The 17,222-nt window shown below is 70.2% G+C and carries 26 protein-coding genes; 13 read left to right on the top strand and 13 right to left on the bottom strand.

The window, feature by feature from the left end:
* The first annotated feature begins 31 nt into the window (after positions 1–31).
* From UA75_RS14890 to UA75_RS14870, 5 genes are all read left to right on the top strand, one after another.
* Positions 32–322 (top strand): hypothetical protein, encoded by a 291-nt coding sequence (locus UA75_RS14890; RefSeq protein ID WP_075740765.1) that lies wholly within the window; start codon positions 32–34, stop codon positions 320–322.
* On the top strand, positions 319–1,086 hold the full coding sequence (locus UA75_RS14885) for a metal-dependent hydrolase (RefSeq protein ID WP_157434195.1): 768 nt from the start codon (positions 319–321) through the stop codon (positions 1,084–1,086). The genes UA75_RS14890 and UA75_RS14885 overlap by 4 nt, the downstream gene beginning before the upstream one ends.
* A complete protein-coding gene (locus UA75_RS14880; RefSeq protein WP_075740763.1) occupies positions 1,083–1,295 on the top strand; it encodes a hypothetical protein in 213 nt (70 codons plus the stop codon). The genes UA75_RS14885 and UA75_RS14880 overlap by 4 nt, the downstream gene beginning before the upstream one ends.
* Before the next feature lie 1,184 nt (positions 1,296–2,479).
* Entirely contained in the window at positions 2,480–3,361 is an 882-nt protein-coding gene (locus UA75_RS14875; RefSeq protein WP_157434194.1) for a hypothetical protein, read from the top strand.
* A gap of 1 nt (position 3,362) precedes the next feature.
* On the top strand, positions 3,363–5,621 hold the full coding sequence (locus tag UA75_RS14870; protein ID WP_075740761.1) for a hypothetical protein: 2,259 nt from the start codon (positions 3,363–3,365) through the stop codon (positions 5,619–5,621).
* Positions 5,622–6,201: 580 nt separating this feature from the next.
* Here the strand turns inward: UA75_RS14870 and UA75_RS14865 are convergent.
* From UA75_RS14865 to UA75_RS14855, 4 genes are all read right to left on the bottom strand, one after another.
* The gene (locus UA75_RS14865) at positions 6,202–6,714 is read right to left on the bottom strand and encodes a hypothetical protein (protein ID WP_075740760.1); all 513 of its coding nucleotides are present in this window, start codon (positions 6,712–6,714) and stop codon (positions 6,202–6,204) included.
* Entirely contained in the window at positions 6,711–6,848 is a 138-nt protein-coding gene (locus UA75_RS32875) for a hypothetical protein (RefSeq protein ID WP_157434193.1), read from the bottom strand. The genes UA75_RS14865 and UA75_RS32875 overlap by 4 nt, the downstream gene beginning before the upstream one ends.
* An 84-nt stretch (positions 6,849–6,932) precedes the next feature.
* Entirely contained in the window at positions 6,933–7,121 is a 189-nt protein-coding gene (locus UA75_RS14860) for a DUF397 domain-containing protein (protein ID WP_075740759.1), read from the bottom strand.
* Positions 7,121–7,960, bottom strand: coding sequence for a helix-turn-helix domain-containing protein (locus UA75_RS14855; RefSeq protein ID WP_075740758.1), 840 nt, complete (start codon positions 7,958–7,960; stop codon positions 7,121–7,123). The genes UA75_RS14860 and UA75_RS14855 overlap by 1 nt, the downstream gene beginning before the upstream one ends.
* A gap of 194 nt (positions 7,961–8,154) precedes the next feature.
* Here UA75_RS14855 and UA75_RS33875 point away from each other — a divergent pair, with 194 nt between their 5' ends.
* The 4 genes from UA75_RS33875 to UA75_RS14835 are packed head-to-tail and all read left to right on the top strand — an operon-like array spanning position 8,155 to position 9,456.
* Positions 8,155–8,340, top strand: a complete 186-nt coding sequence (locus UA75_RS33875) for a hypothetical protein (protein WP_075740757.1) — start codon at positions 8,155–8,157, stop codon at positions 8,338–8,340.
* A gap of 8 nt (positions 8,341–8,348) precedes the next feature.
* The gene (locus tag UA75_RS33870) at positions 8,349–8,531 is read left to right on the top strand and encodes a hypothetical protein (protein WP_075740756.1); all 183 of its coding nucleotides are present in this window, start codon (positions 8,349–8,351) and stop codon (positions 8,529–8,531) included.
* Positions 8,528–9,235, top strand: coding sequence for an HAD family hydrolase (locus UA75_RS14840; RefSeq protein ID WP_075740755.1), 708 nt, complete (start codon positions 8,528–8,530; stop codon positions 9,233–9,235). Before UA75_RS33870 ends, UA75_RS14840 begins: the two co-directional genes overlap by 4 nt.
* Complete coding sequence (locus UA75_RS14835) at positions 9,232–9,456, top strand: response regulator transcription factor (protein WP_075740754.1); 225 nt, start codon at positions 9,232–9,234, stop codon at positions 9,454–9,456. Before UA75_RS14840 ends, UA75_RS14835 begins: the two co-directional genes overlap by 4 nt.
* Positions 9,457–9,573: 117 nt before the next feature.
* On the opposite strand, the gene UA75_RS14830 is transcribed toward UA75_RS14835, so the two are convergent.
* On the bottom strand, positions 9,574–10,059 hold the full coding sequence (locus UA75_RS14830; protein ID WP_075740753.1) for a hypothetical protein: 486 nt from the start codon (positions 10,057–10,059) through the stop codon (positions 9,574–9,576).
* 95 nt (positions 10,060–10,154) lie between these two features.
* On the opposite strand from UA75_RS14830, the gene UA75_RS31795 reads away from it, so the two are divergent.
* Together UA75_RS31795 and UA75_RS14820 are read left to right on the top strand one after the other, a co-directional pair.
* The gene (locus UA75_RS31795) at positions 10,155–10,688 is read left to right on the top strand and encodes a helix-turn-helix transcriptional regulator (RefSeq protein WP_083690699.1); all 534 of its coding nucleotides are present in this window, start codon (positions 10,155–10,157) and stop codon (positions 10,686–10,688) included.
* A gap of 289 nt (positions 10,689–10,977) precedes the next feature.
* Complete coding sequence (locus tag UA75_RS14820) at positions 10,978–11,283, top strand: hypothetical protein (protein WP_075740752.1); 306 nt, start codon at positions 10,978–10,980, stop codon at positions 11,281–11,283.
* Positions 11,284–11,311: 28 nt separating this feature from the next.
* Here the strand turns inward: UA75_RS14820 and UA75_RS32870 are convergent, their stop codons facing one another.
* A complete protein-coding gene (locus tag UA75_RS32870) occupies positions 11,312–11,524 on the bottom strand; it encodes a hypothetical protein (RefSeq protein ID WP_157434192.1) in 213 nt (70 codons plus the stop codon).
* A 126-nt stretch (positions 11,525–11,650) separates the two neighbouring features.
* Here UA75_RS32870 and UA75_RS14815 point away from each other — a divergent pair, with 126 nt between their 5' ends.
* Complete coding sequence (locus tag UA75_RS14815) at positions 11,651–11,893, top strand: hypothetical protein (RefSeq protein ID WP_075740751.1); 243 nt, start codon at positions 11,651–11,653, stop codon at positions 11,891–11,893.
* On the top strand, positions 11,890–12,444 hold the full coding sequence (locus UA75_RS14810; protein ID WP_075740750.1) for a hypothetical protein: 555 nt from the start codon (positions 11,890–11,892) through the stop codon (positions 12,442–12,444). Before UA75_RS14815 ends, UA75_RS14810 begins: the two co-directional genes overlap by 4 nt.
* A 152-nt stretch (positions 12,445–12,596) precedes the next feature.
* Here the strand turns inward: UA75_RS14810 and UA75_RS14805 are convergent, their stop codons facing one another.
* The 7 genes from UA75_RS14805 to UA75_RS14775 form a co-directional block, all read right to left on the bottom strand.
* The gene (locus UA75_RS14805) at positions 12,597–12,848 is read right to left on the bottom strand and encodes a holin (protein ID WP_157434191.1); all 252 of its coding nucleotides are present in this window, start codon (positions 12,846–12,848) and stop codon (positions 12,597–12,599) included.
* Positions 12,845–13,693, bottom strand: a complete 849-nt coding sequence (locus UA75_RS14800) for a peptidoglycan recognition family protein (RefSeq protein ID WP_083691017.1) — start codon at positions 13,691–13,693, stop codon at positions 12,845–12,847. The genes UA75_RS14805 and UA75_RS14800 overlap by 4 nt, the downstream gene beginning before the upstream one ends.
* 2 nt (positions 13,694–13,695) lie before the next feature.
* Entirely contained in the window at positions 13,696–14,022 is a 327-nt protein-coding gene (locus UA75_RS14795) for a hypothetical protein (protein WP_075740747.1), read from the bottom strand.
* Between the two features lie 53 nt (positions 14,023–14,075).
* Positions 14,076–14,387 (bottom strand): hypothetical protein, encoded by a 312-nt coding sequence (locus tag UA75_RS14790; protein WP_157434190.1) that lies wholly within the window; start codon positions 14,385–14,387, stop codon positions 14,076–14,078.
* A gap of 78 nt (positions 14,388–14,465) precedes the next feature.
* Positions 14,466–14,690: a hypothetical protein gene (locus UA75_RS14785; RefSeq protein WP_075740745.1), complete on the bottom strand. Its 225-nt coding sequence runs from the start codon at positions 14,688–14,690 to the stop codon at positions 14,466–14,468.
* Positions 14,687–15,769: a DUF5047 domain-containing protein gene (locus UA75_RS14780; RefSeq protein ID WP_157434189.1), complete on the bottom strand. Its 1,083-nt coding sequence runs from the start codon at positions 15,767–15,769 to the stop codon at positions 14,687–14,689. Before UA75_RS14780 ends, UA75_RS14785 begins: the two co-directional genes overlap by 4 nt.
* Positions 15,770–15,800: 31 nt before the next feature.
* Positions 15,801–17,222, bottom strand: a complete 1,422-nt coding sequence (locus tag UA75_RS14775; RefSeq protein WP_157434188.1) for a hypothetical protein — start codon at positions 17,220–17,222, stop codon at positions 15,801–15,803.

Below are 17,222 nucleotides of genomic sequence, written 5' to 3'. Positions count from 1 at the left end.
TCGCCATCGTGATCTACCAGGCGGTGACGGGATGATCCGCCAGACCGAGCTGTGGCCGACCGCCGACCCGTCCGCCGTCCGGAGGGTCACCCTCCACCAGCGGACGGACGGGACGTGGTGGACGGGCATCGTCCACCCCGGACACCCCGTCGCGGCGATGTCCGAGGAGGACTGGCCCGACGAGGCCGCCGCCACCTCCATCTACGAGTGGGCGGTGGACCGCATCTGGCGTCGCGGACCGGGACACCCCGGACCGTGGCACCGGACCACGAGCGACCTGCCCATCACCGCCGATCCGCCGCTGCGGGGGTGGACGCGATGAGGGGCCGCACACACCTCTACGCAGGGTGGCTCGCCGGGCTGGGCGTCGCGGTCGTGTCCGGGGTCGGGCTGGCCGCCACGGCGGTCCTCGGCACCGTGGCCGCCGGGGCGGCGCTGGCCCCGGACATCGACCACCCGGAGTCCACCGCTTCGACGGCGTTCGGGGCGGTCGGACGGATCGCGTCCCGGACGGTCGGGACGGCAGGACGGACGGTCTACCGGGGGACGGGCGGACGGGTCCTCGTCCGTCCCGACCGTCCCGCGCAGGACGGAGGACACCGGGGGATCACCCACACCCTCGGAGCCGTCTGGCTGGCTGCGATCGCCACGGACCTGCTCGTCCCCGAAGTGGGGACGGGCGCCCTGATCGGGACGGCCGTCCTGCTGGCCGGGTCGGGACTGATGCTCCGCCGGGCGGTCGGACGGGACGGCTGGACCGTCCCGCTTGGACTGCTCGTCCTCGGCGTGCTGATCGACCCGTCCGCCGCAGTCGCCGACGTCGTGCCCCTGCTGCCCTACGCCGTGGCCGCCGGGTGGGCCTCACACCTGCTGCTCGACGCCGGAACTCCGATGGGCGTCCCGCTGCTCGGGCCGATCGGCGGCTGGCGGTACGTCCGCCTGCCGTGGACCACGCCCTGCGGCTCCGACACCGAGGAGGGGCTGATCCAGCCTGCGTTCCTCGCCGTCGCCGTCGCGCTCTCCGTCGTACTCATCGCCAACCGCGGCGTCCCTGCCGTCCTCAGTGCCCTTGGGAGTGCCCTGTGATTGCCGGATATGCCCTGTTCGCAGTCTTCTGCTTCCTCGCGTGGTTGATCGGCCGTCGCGGCCGAATGATCATCGCGATTGTCCTCGCGACGGTCGCCGGGGTCGTTCTCTCATCGACCACCATCGGCCCGAACCTCCTCCAGGCCGCGTCGGCCTCGGTGAACGGCATCGCCGCCACCGCGGTCAGCGTCTGGAACTCGATCTTCTAGGAGTCCCCGTGCCTGACCAGCAGAAACAACCAGCGACTCCACCACCCGAGACGACCGAGGTCCCCCCGGCTGCTACTGCGGCCGGGGGTGTCCCCGTGCGCGCCGTCGGCACCGTCGCCGCCGGGGCAGGCGGACTCGGGGCGTCCGCTGTGCTCATCTCCGCGTGGGGGTGGGCCGGGCTCCTGCCGCCCGTGGGGGCTCTCGCCGCGTGGCTGGTGATCCGGGCGCACAAGGCCAAGCGGGCGAAGGCGGCTGCGGAGGCCACCAAGGCGGCGACGAAGGACGGCGGGAAGACGGCCTCGAAGCCCGCAGGCACGTCCGCCAGCTCGGGGACAGGAGGGAAGCCCTCCCCGAAGGGGGCGTCCGCCCCGTCCCGTCCCGGCTCCCCGTCCTCCCGTCCGTCCAGCACGCCCCGTCCCGCCTCCCAGACCGTCCGCCGTCTGGCTGACCGGATCAGGTCGGCCCGTCCCGCAGCCGCCCGTCCCGCAGGCACCCGACCCACGGTGGCCGGAAGGACAGGACGGACGGCAGGCGGGGGACGGACGGCCGGGACCGGACGGGCCGGGACGAACACGGGTCGGACAGGCGGACGGACCGGAGCCGGGGCGGCCCGCCCCGGTCTCGCCGGTCGCCTCGCCGGACGCGGCCGGACACCGAACGCGGGACAGCGCGGAGGGACGACCCCGACCGGACGGACTGGACGTCTCGCCGGACGGACGTCCGGGACGGGACCGTCCCGACCCGCAGGAGGACGGGCGGGTGGGCGGACGCCAGCAGGCCCCACCTCTCCCCGTGCCCGTCGCACCGCCGGGCACACCACCGCCACCCGCTCCGGCGGGCTCCCCAGCGCTGGACGCCGGACGGGGACGGGACGTCCGACCGGTCCGACCCGGCTGGCCGGACGGCCCGCGTCCCCCCGGTCGGCTGGTGCCCGTCCCTCGCCCCGGCCCGGTGGTGTCCGTCCGGCCCGGACGCCGTCCGCTGCCCGAGCCGGGTCGGGACGGTCCGCTCTGTCCACGGCGGGACGGACGCCTGCGTCGAAGCGGACGCCGCCGAAGGTCAAGGACACCTCGACGCACACCACCCACGGAGGCGGCGGCAAGAAGCCCAAGACGCGCAGCGAGCCGTCCTTGATGCGGGAGTGGGCACGTGCCCGGATCGAGGACGGCAAAGAGAAGCGTCACATGAAGCGGGAGGCGAAGTACGACGCGCGTGTGGCCGCCGAGGAGGCCCGCCTGGCCGCCGAGGAAGAGGAACTGGTCGACGGCGACGACGACCTGCCGATCGACGACTCGTGGCGCAACGGCAAGCCTGCGGAGAAGCAGGGCAAGTCAAAGCGGGAGTACCGACGGATCTGGGACCGCTACCTCGCCCCCATGGGACAGGCGCTGCGCGACCCGTTCGAGGGCCTGCCCGATCCGCGCCTCGCCGCCCGCCGTGCCGCAGCGTCCGCCGCTGAGGCCGTCCGAGACGGGGCGGTCGGACTGAAGGCGGCGGGGCGTCCGTTCGTCCCGTCCCAGCCGTCCGAACCGACCCCCGTCCCCCGTCTCGACCGTCCTGTCGGGGCGTCCGGTCTCCGCCGTCCCCCGGTGGTCGTCCCCCGACGTCCGGCCAGCGGACGGACGCGCGTCGACCGGCTCCGCCCGACCGTCCACCTCGACCCGACCCCCGAAACCCGACCCGACCCGACCCGGACGGAACGTCCGTCCAGCCCGACCCGACCCGTGATCGCAGGAGGAAGCATGTTCGGCATCTCCGACGCAGCCCAGTCCCTGGCCGCGTTCAACCCCGACGAGCCCACCCAGATGAAGAACGCCCTCATGGCGTTGCCCGGCGAGATCCGCGACCTCGGCGCAGGGTTCGCCGCACTAGCCGAGAACATCGCGGCGAACTACCCCTACGCCCCCTCCGTGGCGGACACTCTCCGTGAACTCGGTGCCGCCGTGAGTGCGACGGAGCAGGGCGCGGAGGACGCCGCGATGGCGTTCGTCCGCGAACACGAGGTGGACCTCAACCGCCACGAGTCCCCGCGTGCGAACGAGCAGCACTGGAACGTGAGGGGCTGACATGGGAGTGGACGTGGAGGAGATGACCGTACCCAGGGCGGCTGCCTGGGCGCTCATGGGAGCGATATCCCTGTGGGGCCTTGCCGCGGTGCTGGTCTCCGCCACGTCCACACCTCCGTGGGCGGCGGCCGTCGGCGGGCTGCTCGCCGTCGCCGCCGCCCACTGGCGCATCCAGTGGGCACTGGATCGTCGGCTGGCCGCTACATGGGGACAGCGGCGAGCCGCCCGCTGGATGACGTGGGGAATCGGCGTGCTCGCCTCGGCGTGGCTGACGTGGGCGCTCGCCGCCGGGACAGTGATCTCCGGCGGGATTGTCGTGTCCCTGCTGCTGCTCGCGGTGGTGGCGTGGGGCGTCCTGCACCCGCTACTCGTGTCCCTGCCCGAGCCCGTCGCGCCTTCGCCAGACGGGACGGGCGAGACGGGCGGGACAGGACGAACGGGTGGCGTGCGGACGGGGACGGTCGGGACAGGTGACCCGTCCGACCCATCCGCATGGCAACCCGTCCTGGACCTCAAGGGCGTCTCGGTCCGGGTCGTCGGCGTCGAGCGGTTCGCTGCGGGCTACACGGCATCCGTCGCCGCAGTCGAGGGAGACCTCGACGTCCTGTTCGGAGCGAAGACCCCGGACCGGATCGCCACCGCCGCTGGCCGTCAGTGGCCCGACCTTCAGGTGGCCTACGGATCGGTCGTGATCGAGCGCGGGCTCACTGCGGGGACAGCCCAGGTCCGCCTGCTCACGAGGGACGTCCTCGCCCAGGAACGGCTGCGCCCCGCCTCGTCCGAGCCGGTCTCTATCCAGGACCCCTGGTGCCCAGGTGAACACCTGGACGGCTCCAGGGTTGAGATCAGCCTGCGAGGACACGGGCAGATGATCGGAGCCTCCCAGAGCGGCAAGTCCACGACCATGCAGTCCGCGATCGAGCACGTGGCTCGCTGCTCGGACGCGGTCCCGCTCGTGGGAGGCTCGTGGAAGTTGGCCGACCTCGTGTCCCCATGGCTGGCAGACCTGGAGTCCGGACAGAGCCTGCGGACGCCGTTCGGGTGGCTGTCACCTACTGCCATATCTGCGATGCGACTGCTCGCCGCGATGTGGCAGTACGCCGACCACTTCTTCTCCACCCCGGCCTCACAGCGACCCACAAAGCCGACGCGCGAGTGGCCCGCTTACGTAGTGTTCCTCGACGAGGTCCACCGCCTCATCGAGTCCCGCGTGAAGATCACCTGCCACGACGGGGTCACCCGCGACGCATCAGCCCTGATAGAGGCGCTCACCAGCGGCGCGACGGGGGCGTTCGTCTACCTCGTTCTCGCCTCTCAGCGTGGAACCACCGACCACTTCGGGATGCAGGGAGGCAGCATCAAGGCCAATCTCACATGGCACATGGCGTTTCGGTCCGCCGACCCGGCTGACCTCGGCCGCGTCATACCTGACGTGACCTACGGCATGACCAACGTCAACCTGACCCACCCCGGCACCGCCTACGTGAAGGTCGGAAAACGGTCCCCGATGCTCGCAAAGATGGAGAAGCTCCGGTCCATTCCCGCGTCAGCGCGGGCGGTCGCTGGACTCGGTGGCACCTGGCCGTCCTGGGCCAGCGACGTACTGACCGTCGCGGACAACGCCTTCGCGGACAGGTGGAAGTCGTCCCCGGAGGAGTTCTTGGCCTACGTCTACTCCGGGAAGGAACCAGCCTCGCCTGCGCCCATTCCGACCGCCGAGCCTGCGGTCAGTCCCGGCGTGCAGAAGATGCGCGAAGCGACCGCCCGCTTGCAAAGGAGTACAGCTCGCCGTCGACTGGCTCGCGAGCTGACCGACGAGCGCATCGGCGACACACTCGCCGCGCTGGAAACCCTGCCCGTGCTCGACGCCGAGCCGGGCGAACCCGCCGTGCCAGCGACCCCCACCCCGCAGGCTGCCCCCGAGCCGCCTCCCGCCGCCCCGGAGCCCGCTCCCCCCGCTGCCCCTGCCCGCCGCCTGCCGCAGCCGCTACAGGCGATCCTGGACGCGATCGGCGCGCGTCCGGACCTCGTGCTCACCACCGCATCCGGTGCCCAGATGGTTGCGGCGAAGGACCTCATCACCGCGATCGGGAAAGCCCGCCACGGAGACACCCCGGCCATCGCCCGGGAGGGCGCCGCGCTCACCCGCGAACTCAAGAAGCGGTGGGGGATCGAGAGCGAGCAGGCCCACATTCCCGGCAGGGGAACAGTGCGCGGCTACCTCGTGTCCTCCCTCCGGAAGGCGGGAGAACAGCGGTAGACCACCGGTAGGACCCGGTATACCGCTCTACCGAGTCCTACCGCTCTGACCTGCACATATCACCTCTCCCGCCTATACCGGGAAGACCCGCGACACCGGCAAGGGTGCGGAGAAACCGCAGGTCGCACCCCACCACCGCCCACCGCCGGATGCGGTAGGCGGGAGACCGGTAGACGCGGGAGACCACGAGAGGAACGAATGAACTTCGACGAGCACGAAACGGCCGCAACGAACGCCATGTCCACGGCACATCCAGACTGGGAGGCACGGTCGACAGTGCTAGCCATGCTCGGAATCGGCGCGGCCATCGACCGTCCGCCCGCCGCCACGGAGCGACTCGCGGAGGCGCAGGAGGACGCGACGCCGCCGACGAAACGCAGCTGGCGCTGAGCAGACCGGACCGGGCGCGCAGACCTCCGGGGTAGGAAACCACTACCCGAGGAGCCGCCCATGCCCCGCCGACCACGTCCAACCCGCCTGCCGCGTCCGGACCGCCGACGACACCAGCGCGGCGGACGACGCCGCTGAACGACGACGCCCCCACGCCAGCACGGCGTGGGGGGCGCGTTGCGTTGCGGGCTCAGACTGCGGCCAGCTCCGCCGGAGCCCGGTACGGAACCTCGGCAGGGCGGTTGTGCGATCGGCACACCTCGTACAGGCGGCCCCTGGTTTCGCCCGGCGGCTGGCCACGATCGGCGTAGCTGAGGACCTGGAGGACCAGGCGGCGACCCGAGCTGAGCTTCCAGGTCTCCATCGCCCAGCCCCCTCGCGACGTCGAGTTCCCCAGCCGCTCCCAGAGATTCGGCAGCGCTTCCCACGAACCCAGCGGGGCCGGGTCGGCCGAGTACAGGTCAAGCAGTTCGGCCATCGACGTCCCCTCTCCACCTTCGGAGCGGACAGCCTCGTCCACGTGCTCGGCGATCTGCTCGCGAACCCAGGTGATCACCTCGCTCGGAGACCACGCCACCAGGGTGGGCTTCTCGGTGGAGGCGTCGGCCCACCGGGCCGGGTCGGAGGCGTACTCCAGCGTTGCGAGGCAGTGATGATGGGCGGGGACGCCGGGCGTCACGTCGCCCCACGATGAGACGGTCATGGTTTCGCTCCTAAGTGCGGTGCGGTGCCCACGACCTCGCCGCAGGCGGTGCAGATGATCTCGTGCTCGGTCTGTCGGGTGCTGGTGTGTCGGCACGGCTCGGGGAACAGCCCGCCGTCGTCTTTCTTCGCCATGTCCCGATCGTGTCGTCGGCCGGGACATGCTCGCGCCTGCCGCTTGGGTGGCGGCCACCCGCCAACGGGGTGACCGCCACTGGCTCAGCGGAGCCGGTCGGCCCGGATCGACGCGAGCAGCGCGCCGAACGTCGACCGGTCGACGACGAGGGTTCCGCCGTCCCGGTTCTTCGTGTCCCGGATACCGACGATGCCGGGGGCCTGGCCGACCTCGACACAGGACGACTCTGCGCCGCTCCGAGATGATTTCTTCCAGCCATGCAGTACCGTCATTACTCTGCCTCGTTTCGTCGATGGCGGTCTCTGTAGGCCGCGATGAGCTCCTGCGAGTCGGCCGGGCTCATCGCGGTCTCACGGAGACTATCCACCGCGTTGAGGAACGGCGGCGTCCTCTCGGGGTCGTCGATGAACACCCCCGACGACAGGTGCTCGAGGTGGATGATCGGCCGGTCGGCGGGGAACCGGAACACCGAGAACGCCCCGTTCAGCGCGGGGTGCAGCCGGTCGATCGGTAGGACACGAACTGTCGTCCCCTGCTTGGACCGGTCCAGAAGCAGCTCGCACTGCTCCGCCATCACCCCGCTGCCGCCAAGGGGCCGCAGCAGCACCGTCTCGTCGATGATTGCCTCGAAGGCGAGCGCGGGCAGGACCCGCTGTCGACCCATGCGAACCGCGACGCGCGCTTCGACGACCTCGTCCGGGACATTCGACGCCCGCAGGATCGCGCGCGTGTACTTCTCGGCCTGCAACAGGCCGGGGACCAGAACAGGGTGAACCTCGGTGGCCGACGTCGCGGAGCGCTCGAACCGGAGCAGGGCGTGCAACTGATGCGGCAGACCCGCACCGGTCTCAATCCACTGCGGTGCAGCGGCAGCGTCGACCATCGACAGCAGTCGTTCCCGCTCCGGCCCGACGACGTCGAGGCGCGCGAGGATCGTCGACAGGACGGCCACTGACGGGGTCATCTTCCCGGACTCGACGCGGGAGATCGTGGACACGTTGAACCCGGCGAGTGTGGCGAGACTGCGGGCGCTCAGTCCCTTTTCTTTGCGATACGAGGCGACCTCTTCACCGATCGCCCTGGTTGCGGCGTTGCCGCTGTTGCCTGCCATGCAACACATCATAGTCACATGACCCTCGCATTCGCTACCCGCGTTGCCGCCGTTGCACAGCATCGGTATATTGTTGCGCAACGGGTTTGAACTGGGAGAACGAGGGGGTTCCTCATGTTTCCTGCCGCCTGCATTTTCATATGCGTGCTAGGTGTTGCATGGTCCGCTCAACAGCTCTACTGGGCGGTGTCACGGTGACTGCCCTCAAAGGCACCCTCAAAGGCGCCGTCTGGGCGGGCCTGCTGCGCCCCGGCTACTCGCACATCCATGACCCGCAGTACCGGGCGCTTGACGTCGCGCGCTGCGGCGCCGTGCTTCGGCCTGCCGACGACGGCGAGCGGCTCCAGCCGTGCCCCGCCTGCCACGGGGGCGAGTCATGAAGCCGTGGATGCACAGGCGCGACGACGAAACCGAGCAGGACCGCAGCAAGCGGCTGACGCGCACCTGCTGTTGGTGCGGCCGGGAGGACGAGGACTTCCCCGCCTCCGACGCACACGAGATGCGCTGCACGCACCAGCCCAGCCCCGGACGACGAACCGCCACCCCTGCCGCGAAGGAGAACCAGCCGTGAGCTGCCGAATCCGAATCCTCGCCGACCTCGACGGAACCCTCGTCGACCCGCAAGGGTCAGTCTTCGACTGCTACGCAGCTGCGTTCGCGAAGAAGCGGCACAGGAAGTACCCCGCTCTGAAGCTGCCCACCGGAATCACCGCATGGGACCGACTGCGGCGGAACCTCATCGCAGCCGAAGACGAACACGACGACGACACGGTGAAGGACTCAGTCCGGGCGATCGCCGCCTTGGCCAGCCAACGTCGCCGATCATGGATGCCCCTCATCCAGCCGCGACAAGGAGCAATGGAGTTCCTCCGCCAGGCATACATCAGCTCTCACTTTGACGTATCGATCGTCAGCGCGAACATGCTGCTGCCGGGGATAGACAAGCTGGCCGCGATCGGAGCGGAAGGCTTCGTCGATGTGGAGGCGTCCGCGTGGGGCGACGAAGCATGGGTGCGCGGCGATACAGCGCTGCTGTCGCTCGAGCGTTCTGGCACCGATCCCCGTGACGCAGTGGTGTTCGGCGACACCGTGGAAGACATCCGGGCCGGGCGTCACGCTGGCACCCGTGTGGTGGTGGTCTGCGGCGGTGCGGACCCGCGGGAGGACCTGGAGGCAGCCGGTCCGGACGCGATCCTCGATGACCTCAAGGACACCGACCTCCTGATGGACGCACTCCTCGGCCACGCCCCGTCGAGAGCGCTGGTCGCCGCGTGACCGCCGTGATGCCCCGCCGCTGGCCGACGCCCACCGAGGCCCGCGTCCTCGCGAGGCTGGCCCGGGGGATGGCCCCGGCGGCGATCGCGGACGACCTCGGGATGCCAACGCGAACGGTCGAGAGCCACCTCCGCCACGCGCGCGAGCGGCTTGGTCTGGACCGCCGCGCCGAACTCCGCACCTGGGCGGCAGCCCACGCCCCCGAGCTGCCGGACGCCTGATCCCACGTCCGGCACCACGGCCCCGCCTGATCCCCCGCAGGCGGGGCCGTGGCACGTCCGGGGATCGCGTCTTGGCTCCGCCGGTTCGCCCGGCGCGAGAGTCCCGCGTTCGCTGCTTCAGCACCCGGCCCAGCGCTGGACGTCCGCAGCCGACCGCGCCCGCTCCTGCTCGACCACCTCGGGGTGTGCACGGTCAAAGTCGCCGAGGGCGCGGTGCGCCGCAGCGATGGCGAGGTCGTTCTGCGCCTTCCGTCCGCGGTAATACCCGGCAGGGTTTCCCGCGTCGTGGGCGCGTGCCCGGTCGTCGCTGTCCGCATCGATCGCGCTGGTGATGCGGCGGACCAGCGCCTCCCTCTGGTCCACCAGGGGCATCTCCGGAGCGAGCCGAGGCTGCGCCGCCAGCCTCTCCGCCTCTGCCGCCTCCGACGTGGTGAGCCCGAGTCGCCCGAGTCGGTGGGTGATCTCGGGGGCCGGTGGGCGCGGGTGCCGCTCGAGGACGCCGCGGGCGAGAGTGCTGCCGTCGGCGAGTTTCGCGGCGAGGACTCCTCGGTGGTCTCGCACGATCGTGACGGTGCGTCCGTCGCGGAGGGTTTTCTTCAGCATCTCAACTCCAAGTTTGTCTACACCTTGTGCGACAAACTCTAGTTGATGTACGGTCGGTACGTCAACACAAAGTGCGACAAACCGAAGGGTTGATCATGACCTACACCGCAGGCGCCAGCTGGCACATGACCCGCCTCGACGACGCCACCATCACCTGGGTCACCGTCACCGGCCGCAAGGGCGACTCCGCCCCGAAAAACGCCCGCGTCCACGCCGTCGTCACCGGAGACGACACCCCCGCACGCCGCATCCTCAAGGACGGCACCGTGCTGCCGATCGGCGATGGCGGGCAGCGCGGTCTCACAGTGTTCGGCTGGGACGTCTGGAGTCGACCCGCGCCCGACCGCGTCACCGAACTCGTCCCGGAGTTCGCGCCCTACATGGCGGCACTCCTGGCCGGGCGGGGGACCACCCTGCATCGGTTCACGTCGGGCGACAACACGATTCTGTCGCCGCGCGAGGTCGCGGCCCGGATCGGCGTGCAGCCCCGCACCATCCACCGATACCGGGCACGAGGGGAAATGCCCGCCCCCGACACCACCGACGGCGGGGCAGCGTGGAAGCCCTCGACCATCGACGCCTGGATCGAGGGCCGACCAGGTCGCGGAAAGCGGAAGTCGGCGCCCTGATATGCTGTGTGCGCGGCTTCGGCCGCTGGCTCCACCAGGCTGGCCTGGTGTGAGAGTCCCGAGAGATCGGGGCGCGGATCGAAACGTCTACCGTCGTGTGTCTGCGACGATCGGACATTGCGCCACGTGGGCTTGCCCGGGTGGCGAGTACCGGCCCAGGCCGGGCGGATCTCAATACTCCATTTTGCAGGGCGAAGCCCGCAAGAGAGAAGACCCCGAACCGGACCGGTTCGGGGTCTTCTTCGTTTCGGCCTTGATCGCGTCGGCCCTGTTGCCGATACACAGGGGCATGGATATCGACACCGTGGGCGAGCAGCTGCTCGCCCAACAGATCACCACCACCTATGTCGGCGGCCCCGTGGACGGGGCGACGCGGGAGATTCCGCTCGACGAGGCGTTGGCGCTCGCTGCGGCGCAGGCAGTCGACGACGTCAACCGGCACCCCGAGACGCGAGAGCGGGTTCGACCGTCGGCTCCCTACCGGATGGTGATCGACGCGGCTCGACAGGACGAGGGCGTGTCGCTGGACCCGGAGGAACACCGACCGCCTCGAGCGCTGTGGGTCTACGCGGGGCCGCTGGAGACCATCCTCTGACGAATCCTCCCCGCCCGTGCGGGGGTGATCAGTACGACCGCCGTCCGAGGACGCTGCCGCTGCACGGCGGGTGATGCCAGGTGTCCCGGCCCGCTCCGGCGTCCAGGCAGCGGACGCAGGTCACGGTGCGATGCCCGAGGAGTCCGGGGGTGCAGTCGCAGGGATGCCAGCCGACAAGAAGCCAGCCGGGGACGAGCGGGTGGCCACGGTCGCAGCGGGTCGGGTAGGCGGGCTCGGTCACCGGGACAGCGTGTGACCTGCGGGGATGTGATCGCCATGAGGGCGACATCACCTGATCCCGAACTGTCCGACCCGCCTGAGATGCTACGCAGAGATACAGATCGTTACTCCCCGCCAGGAGGAATTGATGCTAGTCCTCGACGAGATCAACGAACTCCGCTCCCGGCCCGACTCGATCCGCGACGCCGAGGGGACCGGAGAAGCGCTCATCGGACGCATCCCCGATCCCGACCCAGGTCCCTACCCGTACCCCGGCGACACGGTGTGGCTCGTCGGGACCTCCACCCGAGCGTGGTGGACGCGCTGCGAGCACTGCGCGAGGTGCCTGGTCGACGAGCTGACCGACACCGACGAGGAGGAGCGCGCGTGACCACCCGCCGAGATGTCACCTACGTGACGTGGCACGACCTCACCGGGGACGACGGAGAGCACATCACCTGGGCGCGAACTATCGATGAGGTCGGCGACGTCGACGTGGATGTTAAGAGGATGGCGCTGGGCTTGGCCGGGCAGCGCCTGGCCGAGACGATGACTGAGCATGGATACCGCGTCCGCTGGGTGCGTAATGAGATCGGCGCCGACGTCGACAACGGCACGCACGACACCGAATGGCACCGGGCACGCATCCGCGCACTCGTTCCTGATGTGGACAGGTGGGCGGTCGACGCCATCCCGCAAGCACGGAAGTTGCTGGCTGAGATCACCGCCGAAGTAGACGCCGAGGCGAAGCGGGAAGCGGCGGCAGAGAAGCGCGCGGCGGCACGGGCGCGGCGTGGCCACTGCCAGAACGACTACTGCGACGACGACTCGCGAAAGGTCGCGCTCAAGGAGATCATCGACGGCACCGGGCGGACCGGTTACGTCTGCGCGGCCTGCGCCGCCATGCCCGAGAGCTGCGAGGTCAGCCCCCCGCTCGAGTGAGGGCGAACATGCCGAAACGCCCCGCACCACCAGACGGTGATGCGGGGCGTTCGCATGTCGACCCCCGCGCCAGCGGGGAGAGTCGCTGTACTGGCCCGACGCGAAGTGTCAAGTGGGGCCACCCCCACCGGGGTGGGGACGATGCGGCCAGGCTACTCCACCGGCTCGACGTCCTCGACCGACAGCACCCGTGGCGTGTGCCGCGCCGTCCAGCCCGCCGCGAACGTGACCAGGCCGGACACGCCGCCGCCAACGAGGGCGGTCACGGCAGTCACGATGGCCTCGGGCGCGGGCCCGCCGAGGTACGTGGTGATCAGGCCGAGGACGAGGCCGGTCAGCGTCGCCGCGATGGTCGCCGACTTCACCTTCGCCTCTACAGGCGCGGCCGGGGGTGCGTGCGTCATGCTGCTCCTTCTGTGGTCAGTCGGATCTCCACCGACTCGATTGCGTCCTTGATCCGCTCGATCAGCTCGTCCGCATCGACCGGACCAGAAGCAGCGAGCGCCGCCACCGTCGCAGTGAGCGCGGCGACCTCGGTGCGCAGGCGATGAACCTCCAGGTACATCTCTCCGGGGAGCTTCTGGTTCGCCTTCCCAGGGGTGAGCGCTGCGAGCACCGCGCTGCTCGTCTTCCGCAGTTCGGTGAGTGCCAGCCAGATGTCGCCGGGCGGGTGCGAGTTGGACAGGCCCTGGCGCAGGGTGTCGCGGATCTCGAACAGGGCGGTGCGCTCGTCGGGAGTCATGTCGTCGTCCTCCAGGTCGTCGTCTGATGCGGCGAGCCGGTTGATCTCGCCGATGCGTGCCTGCGCGTGGCGTCCGGGACAGGCGGTGGAGGCGCCGGGCGCGTCCCGGTGCCCGCCGTTCAGCTGGTTGGCCCGCCACCAGCCATGGGCCGCGCCGTGGCGGAGCAGCCAGGCGACGGCGCGGATCTGCTGGTCGGTCATCTGCTGGGTCTCGTAGTTGCCGATCAGGCAGATCGCTCTTGAGATGTCGTTGCGGCCCCCGGTGTGCGCCCCCTGACGGCCCACGGAGTGGCCCTCGTAGATCCGGCCTGCCGAGTCCACGACGAAGGTGTAGCTGATGCCGCCCGCGAACCGGGACTGGCCGACGGCCTCCAGCGTCCGCACCGCTGCGGCGCCGGACCCCGAGGTGACGCTGTGATGCAGCCACACCTCGCGGGCAGGGATCGGTGCAGCCCGAAAACCGTCCGGGAAGCGGGCGCCCCACGAGGCGCGGCTAATGATCTGCACGGTCACTCCTCCCGATCAGAGAGAGCGGCATCGACGCGATGCACGGCATCCTTGATGCTCGAGCCGCCGTTGTGCTTCAACTCCCGCGTCCGCTCCTCCACTACCCCCAGGCGGTCCTCGAGGGTGCCGACCCGCTGCATCAGACCAGGCCGTGCGGGGTGCCCCGGTCTTGCGGGTTCGCCGCTGAGGTCGTCGATCAGGTGACCGAGACGTCGTAATCGCGGGCCCGCCCAGCGGACTGCCCGCGCGAGGACGGTGACGACCACGCTTACGGCGGCCAGCCACCCGGCGGCCTGAGCGATGGTGAGATCGGAGAGCCAGTCAGGCATGTGTGTGCTCCGTGCTGTTGGGCAGCCTCCCCCGAGCACTGCTGTTGATCAGATCAGGTTCGCGGGATCAGCGACGTCGTCGCGCTACACATCGGGTCCCACACCGCCAGCGCCGCGTCATACAGCTCCTCATCGGTGGACTCAGCGGTCACCGCACCGGCCCCACCGACGTCGCCGACGGCCAGCGCCCACCCCATCGGCGTGATCCACGAATCGGGATGCTGAAGGATTTGTTTCGACAGGTCGCGCTGCATGTAATCGGCGTGCGGGTTGGCGATGACCGCGACATGACGAGCGGCGCGGATGATCGCGACACCAACGCGCTGCCGCCACGCCGGGTCCTGCACGAGGTCGGCTGGCGGCATCGGCTCGGTCTCGTCGGGAGGGTCCACGGGGGGATCTAACGGTGGGTCCACAGGTTCGGTCATGACGTTCCTTCCGGTTCAGGCAACTCTGCCGAGGACCAGCCACGCCCCCGGTGCGGCCAGGATGATGACGACGTGCCCGACGGTGGGCGTGTAGGTAACAAGCCGTGGCAGAGTCATTGCTGTCCCTGCGACCGTGACGACGAGCTGGGTGCCCGAGGTTCCGGTGACCACCCCGGTTCGCACGAGACCCGATGTGGCGTCGGCAAACCGCTGTTCAATGGCATCGGCAGGGTCGGTCATGAGCCCTCCATGGGCAGGTCGAGCGAGCGGGTGGCGAGCTGCTGAAGCCCGACTCCCAGCGGCGTGACGACGCGATCGAGGATGTGCACCTGCGGGGTTCTTCCTCCGGCGAGTCGTACAACGTCGCCCGGCTCCAGGCCGGGATTAGTGATGGCGCGCAGCGTGACCTGCGCGGCGACACCTCGTGCGGTCTCGAGGATTGAGGCGGCTGCGGCTTGGGCCTGCGCGGTCGAGGCGAGCAGAGGAGAGCTGTAGAAGCGCGGCTTCCTGCCGAGCGGGCCGTTGTACCGGGTCGGCGACGCCGGGTCAGTGTCCGTCGCCGTGCCGACCACCGGCGTCGACCCGTCCGTGCGTTCGCCGGTCGCGATCACGCGGTTGTAGACGCGGTCGCGGGTCAGCTCTTCCTCCGCCTCGACGAGAGTCCCCCCTTCGCCTTCGGTGATCGTCCATGCCGCCGGGTCCGACACCTGCGGCACGCGGCGGATTGTGAAGCGCCCAAGCTGGTCGGCGCACACGTCGAGGGACGCGGACTTGGCAACCGCTTCGATGCCGTCGGCCCACCGCTCCCGCTCGATCTCGATTCGCGGCACCGTCACCGTCGACCCGGATAGGTCGATCACCTCAGCCTGCGGCAGTGTCTGCCGGATCAGCCTCGTGATTTCCGAGACCGCCGTGACCCCGGAGAGGGTCTGCGTTGGAGACTCGAACCGGTCCTGTGCGACGAGGTCGGACCGGTCGACCAGCTCGATGCGGACAGGTCCGGACGTCTGCGGCCTGCGACGGTGACCGGAGGACAGCACGCCGGTGATCAGCGGAACCCACTCGATGTCCCCGCCCCCCACGTGCACGCCGTACTCGACGAGCATCTCCGATCCGAGGGGCGAGAGGACGGCTCTAGGGTGGTCCGGCCACAGTGATGGGTCAGCCAGTTCGACGCGGGCCGTCCGCCGCACCTGCGATCCCGCGTCTGCCACGACGTCGCCGCCGGATACCGGAAGGTCGGACAGGATGCCGTACTCGGGCGAGGACACGGTGGCGCGAACCGTCACCTGGTGCGAGTGCGCGAGTCGTTGAGCCATGCGCGTCGGCAGAGGCCACACGCGAACCTCCTCAGGCGACAACCGCAGGTGCGTCGACCTGCGCCCACGGGGCCGACAGCATCCGGTAAATGTGCTGGACGATGTGGCCGCGCGGGTCCTCGGTGAGGTCCCCGAGGCTGATCCACAGGTAGGTGCCCGGCCGGTAGCCGTGCGGCGTCCGCCAGAGCACCGGGGACAGGTCGTCCAGCATGGACAGCAGCGCGTCGTAGGTGGCGCGGTCGAAACACGGGACAGCGATCGACCCGGCCATGCCGCGCCTTCGCCCGTCCGACACCACCACCGGCAGTCTGCGGCCGATCACATCCCACGCGGCCTGCCGTGCCCCGCGCTCGACAACCGGGGCCGCCGACGGCAGCACCGCGATCGGACGAGACGGGAAGTCCGGGTGCGTCAGCCACGACCGGCCCTCGGACGGCAGCAACACGGACTCGGAGCGCATCCGACCGCCGTAGACGCTGGTCGGCGAGTACACCTCGTACCTGACCAGCTCGTCCAGCGGCGCCTCGCCGTCGTCGATGACGACCACGTCAGCCAGGATGGACGGGGACAGGTGGTCGACGCCGAGCCACTGTCCGCCCAGCGTGGAGCCGTCGAAGAACCCGCCTCCGGGTGCCTCCTCGATCAGGATGGCCGTCACATCCGCGTATCCGCCGGGGATGCCGAGGATCTCGATGTCGATCGTCGCCCGCACGCCGGTCGGGGACTGTGGCGGTTGGAACTCCTGCCGCGCCCACTGGCCGACGCTGCGCGCCACCTCGTCGGACGGCAGGCGGTCGACCCTCGTTGCGACGAGCGTGCCCGCCGCGTTGTGCCAGCGGGCTCGGACCTGCACGCCGAACGCCGGGTCAGCTGGCCACTGGCTGAGCCGCAGATGAAACGACACGTTCCACGGTCCCTCCATCCAGCCGGGTGTGATCACGACCGCATCGCCAAGGGTGCTGCTCGGCGAGGGGGTCATGCGCACGGCGGTGGTCACGCCGGGCAGTCCGACATCGTCGACCGCGACCCGTTCCAGGGCGGTGTCGTCAACCGGCGCGAACCCAGCGAGGGAAATGGCGGCCGTAGGGTTACCGGCAGCGTTGAGCCGGGTCGTCCCCGGTGTAGCCGGGTACGCACCGCGAACTGGGGTACGGGAACCGTCCGCCCCGATCCGCAGGATCTGCACGGTCTCAGCCCATGGCCACCACGCCCACACCCGCATCACGCCCGCATCGGAGATGGGCGCGGCCAGCACACCGCCACCCGGATACGGGTCCGGCAAGCGCAGCCCGCCGAGTGTCCGCAGGCCGAGTGGGGCCGGTCCGATCACCCTGTCGTACGTCCACCGCCTCGTCCCGCCCGGCAGCGGCGGCGGCTTCGTGTGGTCGATCGGCGGCATTCGACCGGAGACGTCGCCGTGCCCGTACGCGCCTGTACCGAGCGGTGCAGTCAC

The sequence above is a fragment of the Actinoalloteichus sp. GBA129-24 genome, assembly GCF_001941645.1.
Taxonomy (GTDB): Bacteria; Actinomycetota; Actinomycetes; order Mycobacteriales; family Pseudonocardiaceae; genus Actinoalloteichus_A; species Actinoalloteichus_A fjordicus.
The sequence above is the reverse complement of the archived record's forward strand: the minus strand, read 5'-3'. Positions and strand labels throughout refer to the sequence as shown.

Coding starts and splice junctions, on each gene's coding strand:
- UA75_RS14875 (WP_157434194.1), top strand. CDS start 2,480: ATGAAGCGGGAGGCGAAGTACGACGCGCGTGTGGCCGCCGAGGAGGCC.
- UA75_RS14815 (WP_075740751.1), top strand. CDS start 11,651: ATGCTAGTCCTCGACGAGATCAACGAACTCCGCTCCCGGCCCGACTCG.
- UA75_RS14890 (WP_075740765.1), top strand. CDS start 32: ATGATCCGCCAGACCGAGCTGTGGCCGACCGCCGACCCGTCCGCCGTC.
- UA75_RS14860 (WP_075740759.1), bottom strand. CDS start 7,121: ATGACGGTACTGCATGGCTGGAAGAAATCATCTCGGAGCGGCGCAGAG.
- UA75_RS14790 (WP_157434190.1), bottom strand. CDS start 14,387: ATGCCGCCAGCCGACCTCGTGCAGGACCCGGCGTGGCGGCAGCGCGTT.
- UA75_RS14865 (WP_075740760.1), bottom strand. CDS start 6,714: ATGACCGTCTCATCGTGGGGCGACGTGACGCCCGGCGTCCCCGCCCAT.
- UA75_RS14820 (WP_075740752.1), top strand. CDS start 10,978: ATGGATATCGACACCGTGGGCGAGCAGCTGCTCGCCCAACAGATCACC.
- UA75_RS14805 (WP_157434191.1), bottom strand. CDS start 12,848: ATGACGCACGCACCCCCGGCCGCGCCTGTAGAGGCGAAGGTGAAGTCG.
- UA75_RS14780 (WP_157434189.1), bottom strand. CDS start 15,769: ATGGCTCAACGACTCGCGCACTCGCACCAGGTGACGGTTCGCGCCACC.
- UA75_RS14795 (WP_075740747.1), bottom strand. CDS start 14,022: ATGCCTGACTGGCTCTCCGATCTCACCATCGCTCAGGCCGCCGGGTGG.
- UA75_RS14855 (WP_075740758.1), bottom strand. CDS start 7,960: ATGGCAGGCAACAGCGGCAACGCCGCAACCAGGGCGATCGGTGAAGAG.
- UA75_RS14785 (WP_075740745.1), bottom strand. CDS start 14,690: ATGACCGACCCTGCCGATGCCATTGAACAGCGGTTTGCCGACGCCACA.
- UA75_RS31795 (WP_083690699.1), top strand. CDS start 10,155: ATGACCTACACCGCAGGCGCCAGCTGGCACATGACCCGCCTCGACGAC.
- UA75_RS14885 (WP_157434195.1), top strand. CDS start 319: ATGAGGGGCCGCACACACCTCTACGCAGGGTGGCTCGCCGGGCTGGGC.
- UA75_RS33870 (WP_075740756.1), top strand. CDS start 8,349: ATGCACAGGCGCGACGACGAAACCGAGCAGGACCGCAGCAAGCGGCTG.
- UA75_RS14870 (WP_075740761.1), top strand. CDS start 3,363: ATGGGAGTGGACGTGGAGGAGATGACCGTACCCAGGGCGGCTGCCTGG.
- UA75_RS14830 (WP_075740753.1), bottom strand. CDS start 10,059: ATGCTGAAGAAAACCCTCCGCGACGGACGCACCGTCACGATCGTGCGA.
- UA75_RS32875 (WP_157434193.1), bottom strand. CDS start 6,848: ATGGCGAAGAAAGACGACGGCGGGCTGTTCCCCGAGCCGTGCCGACAC.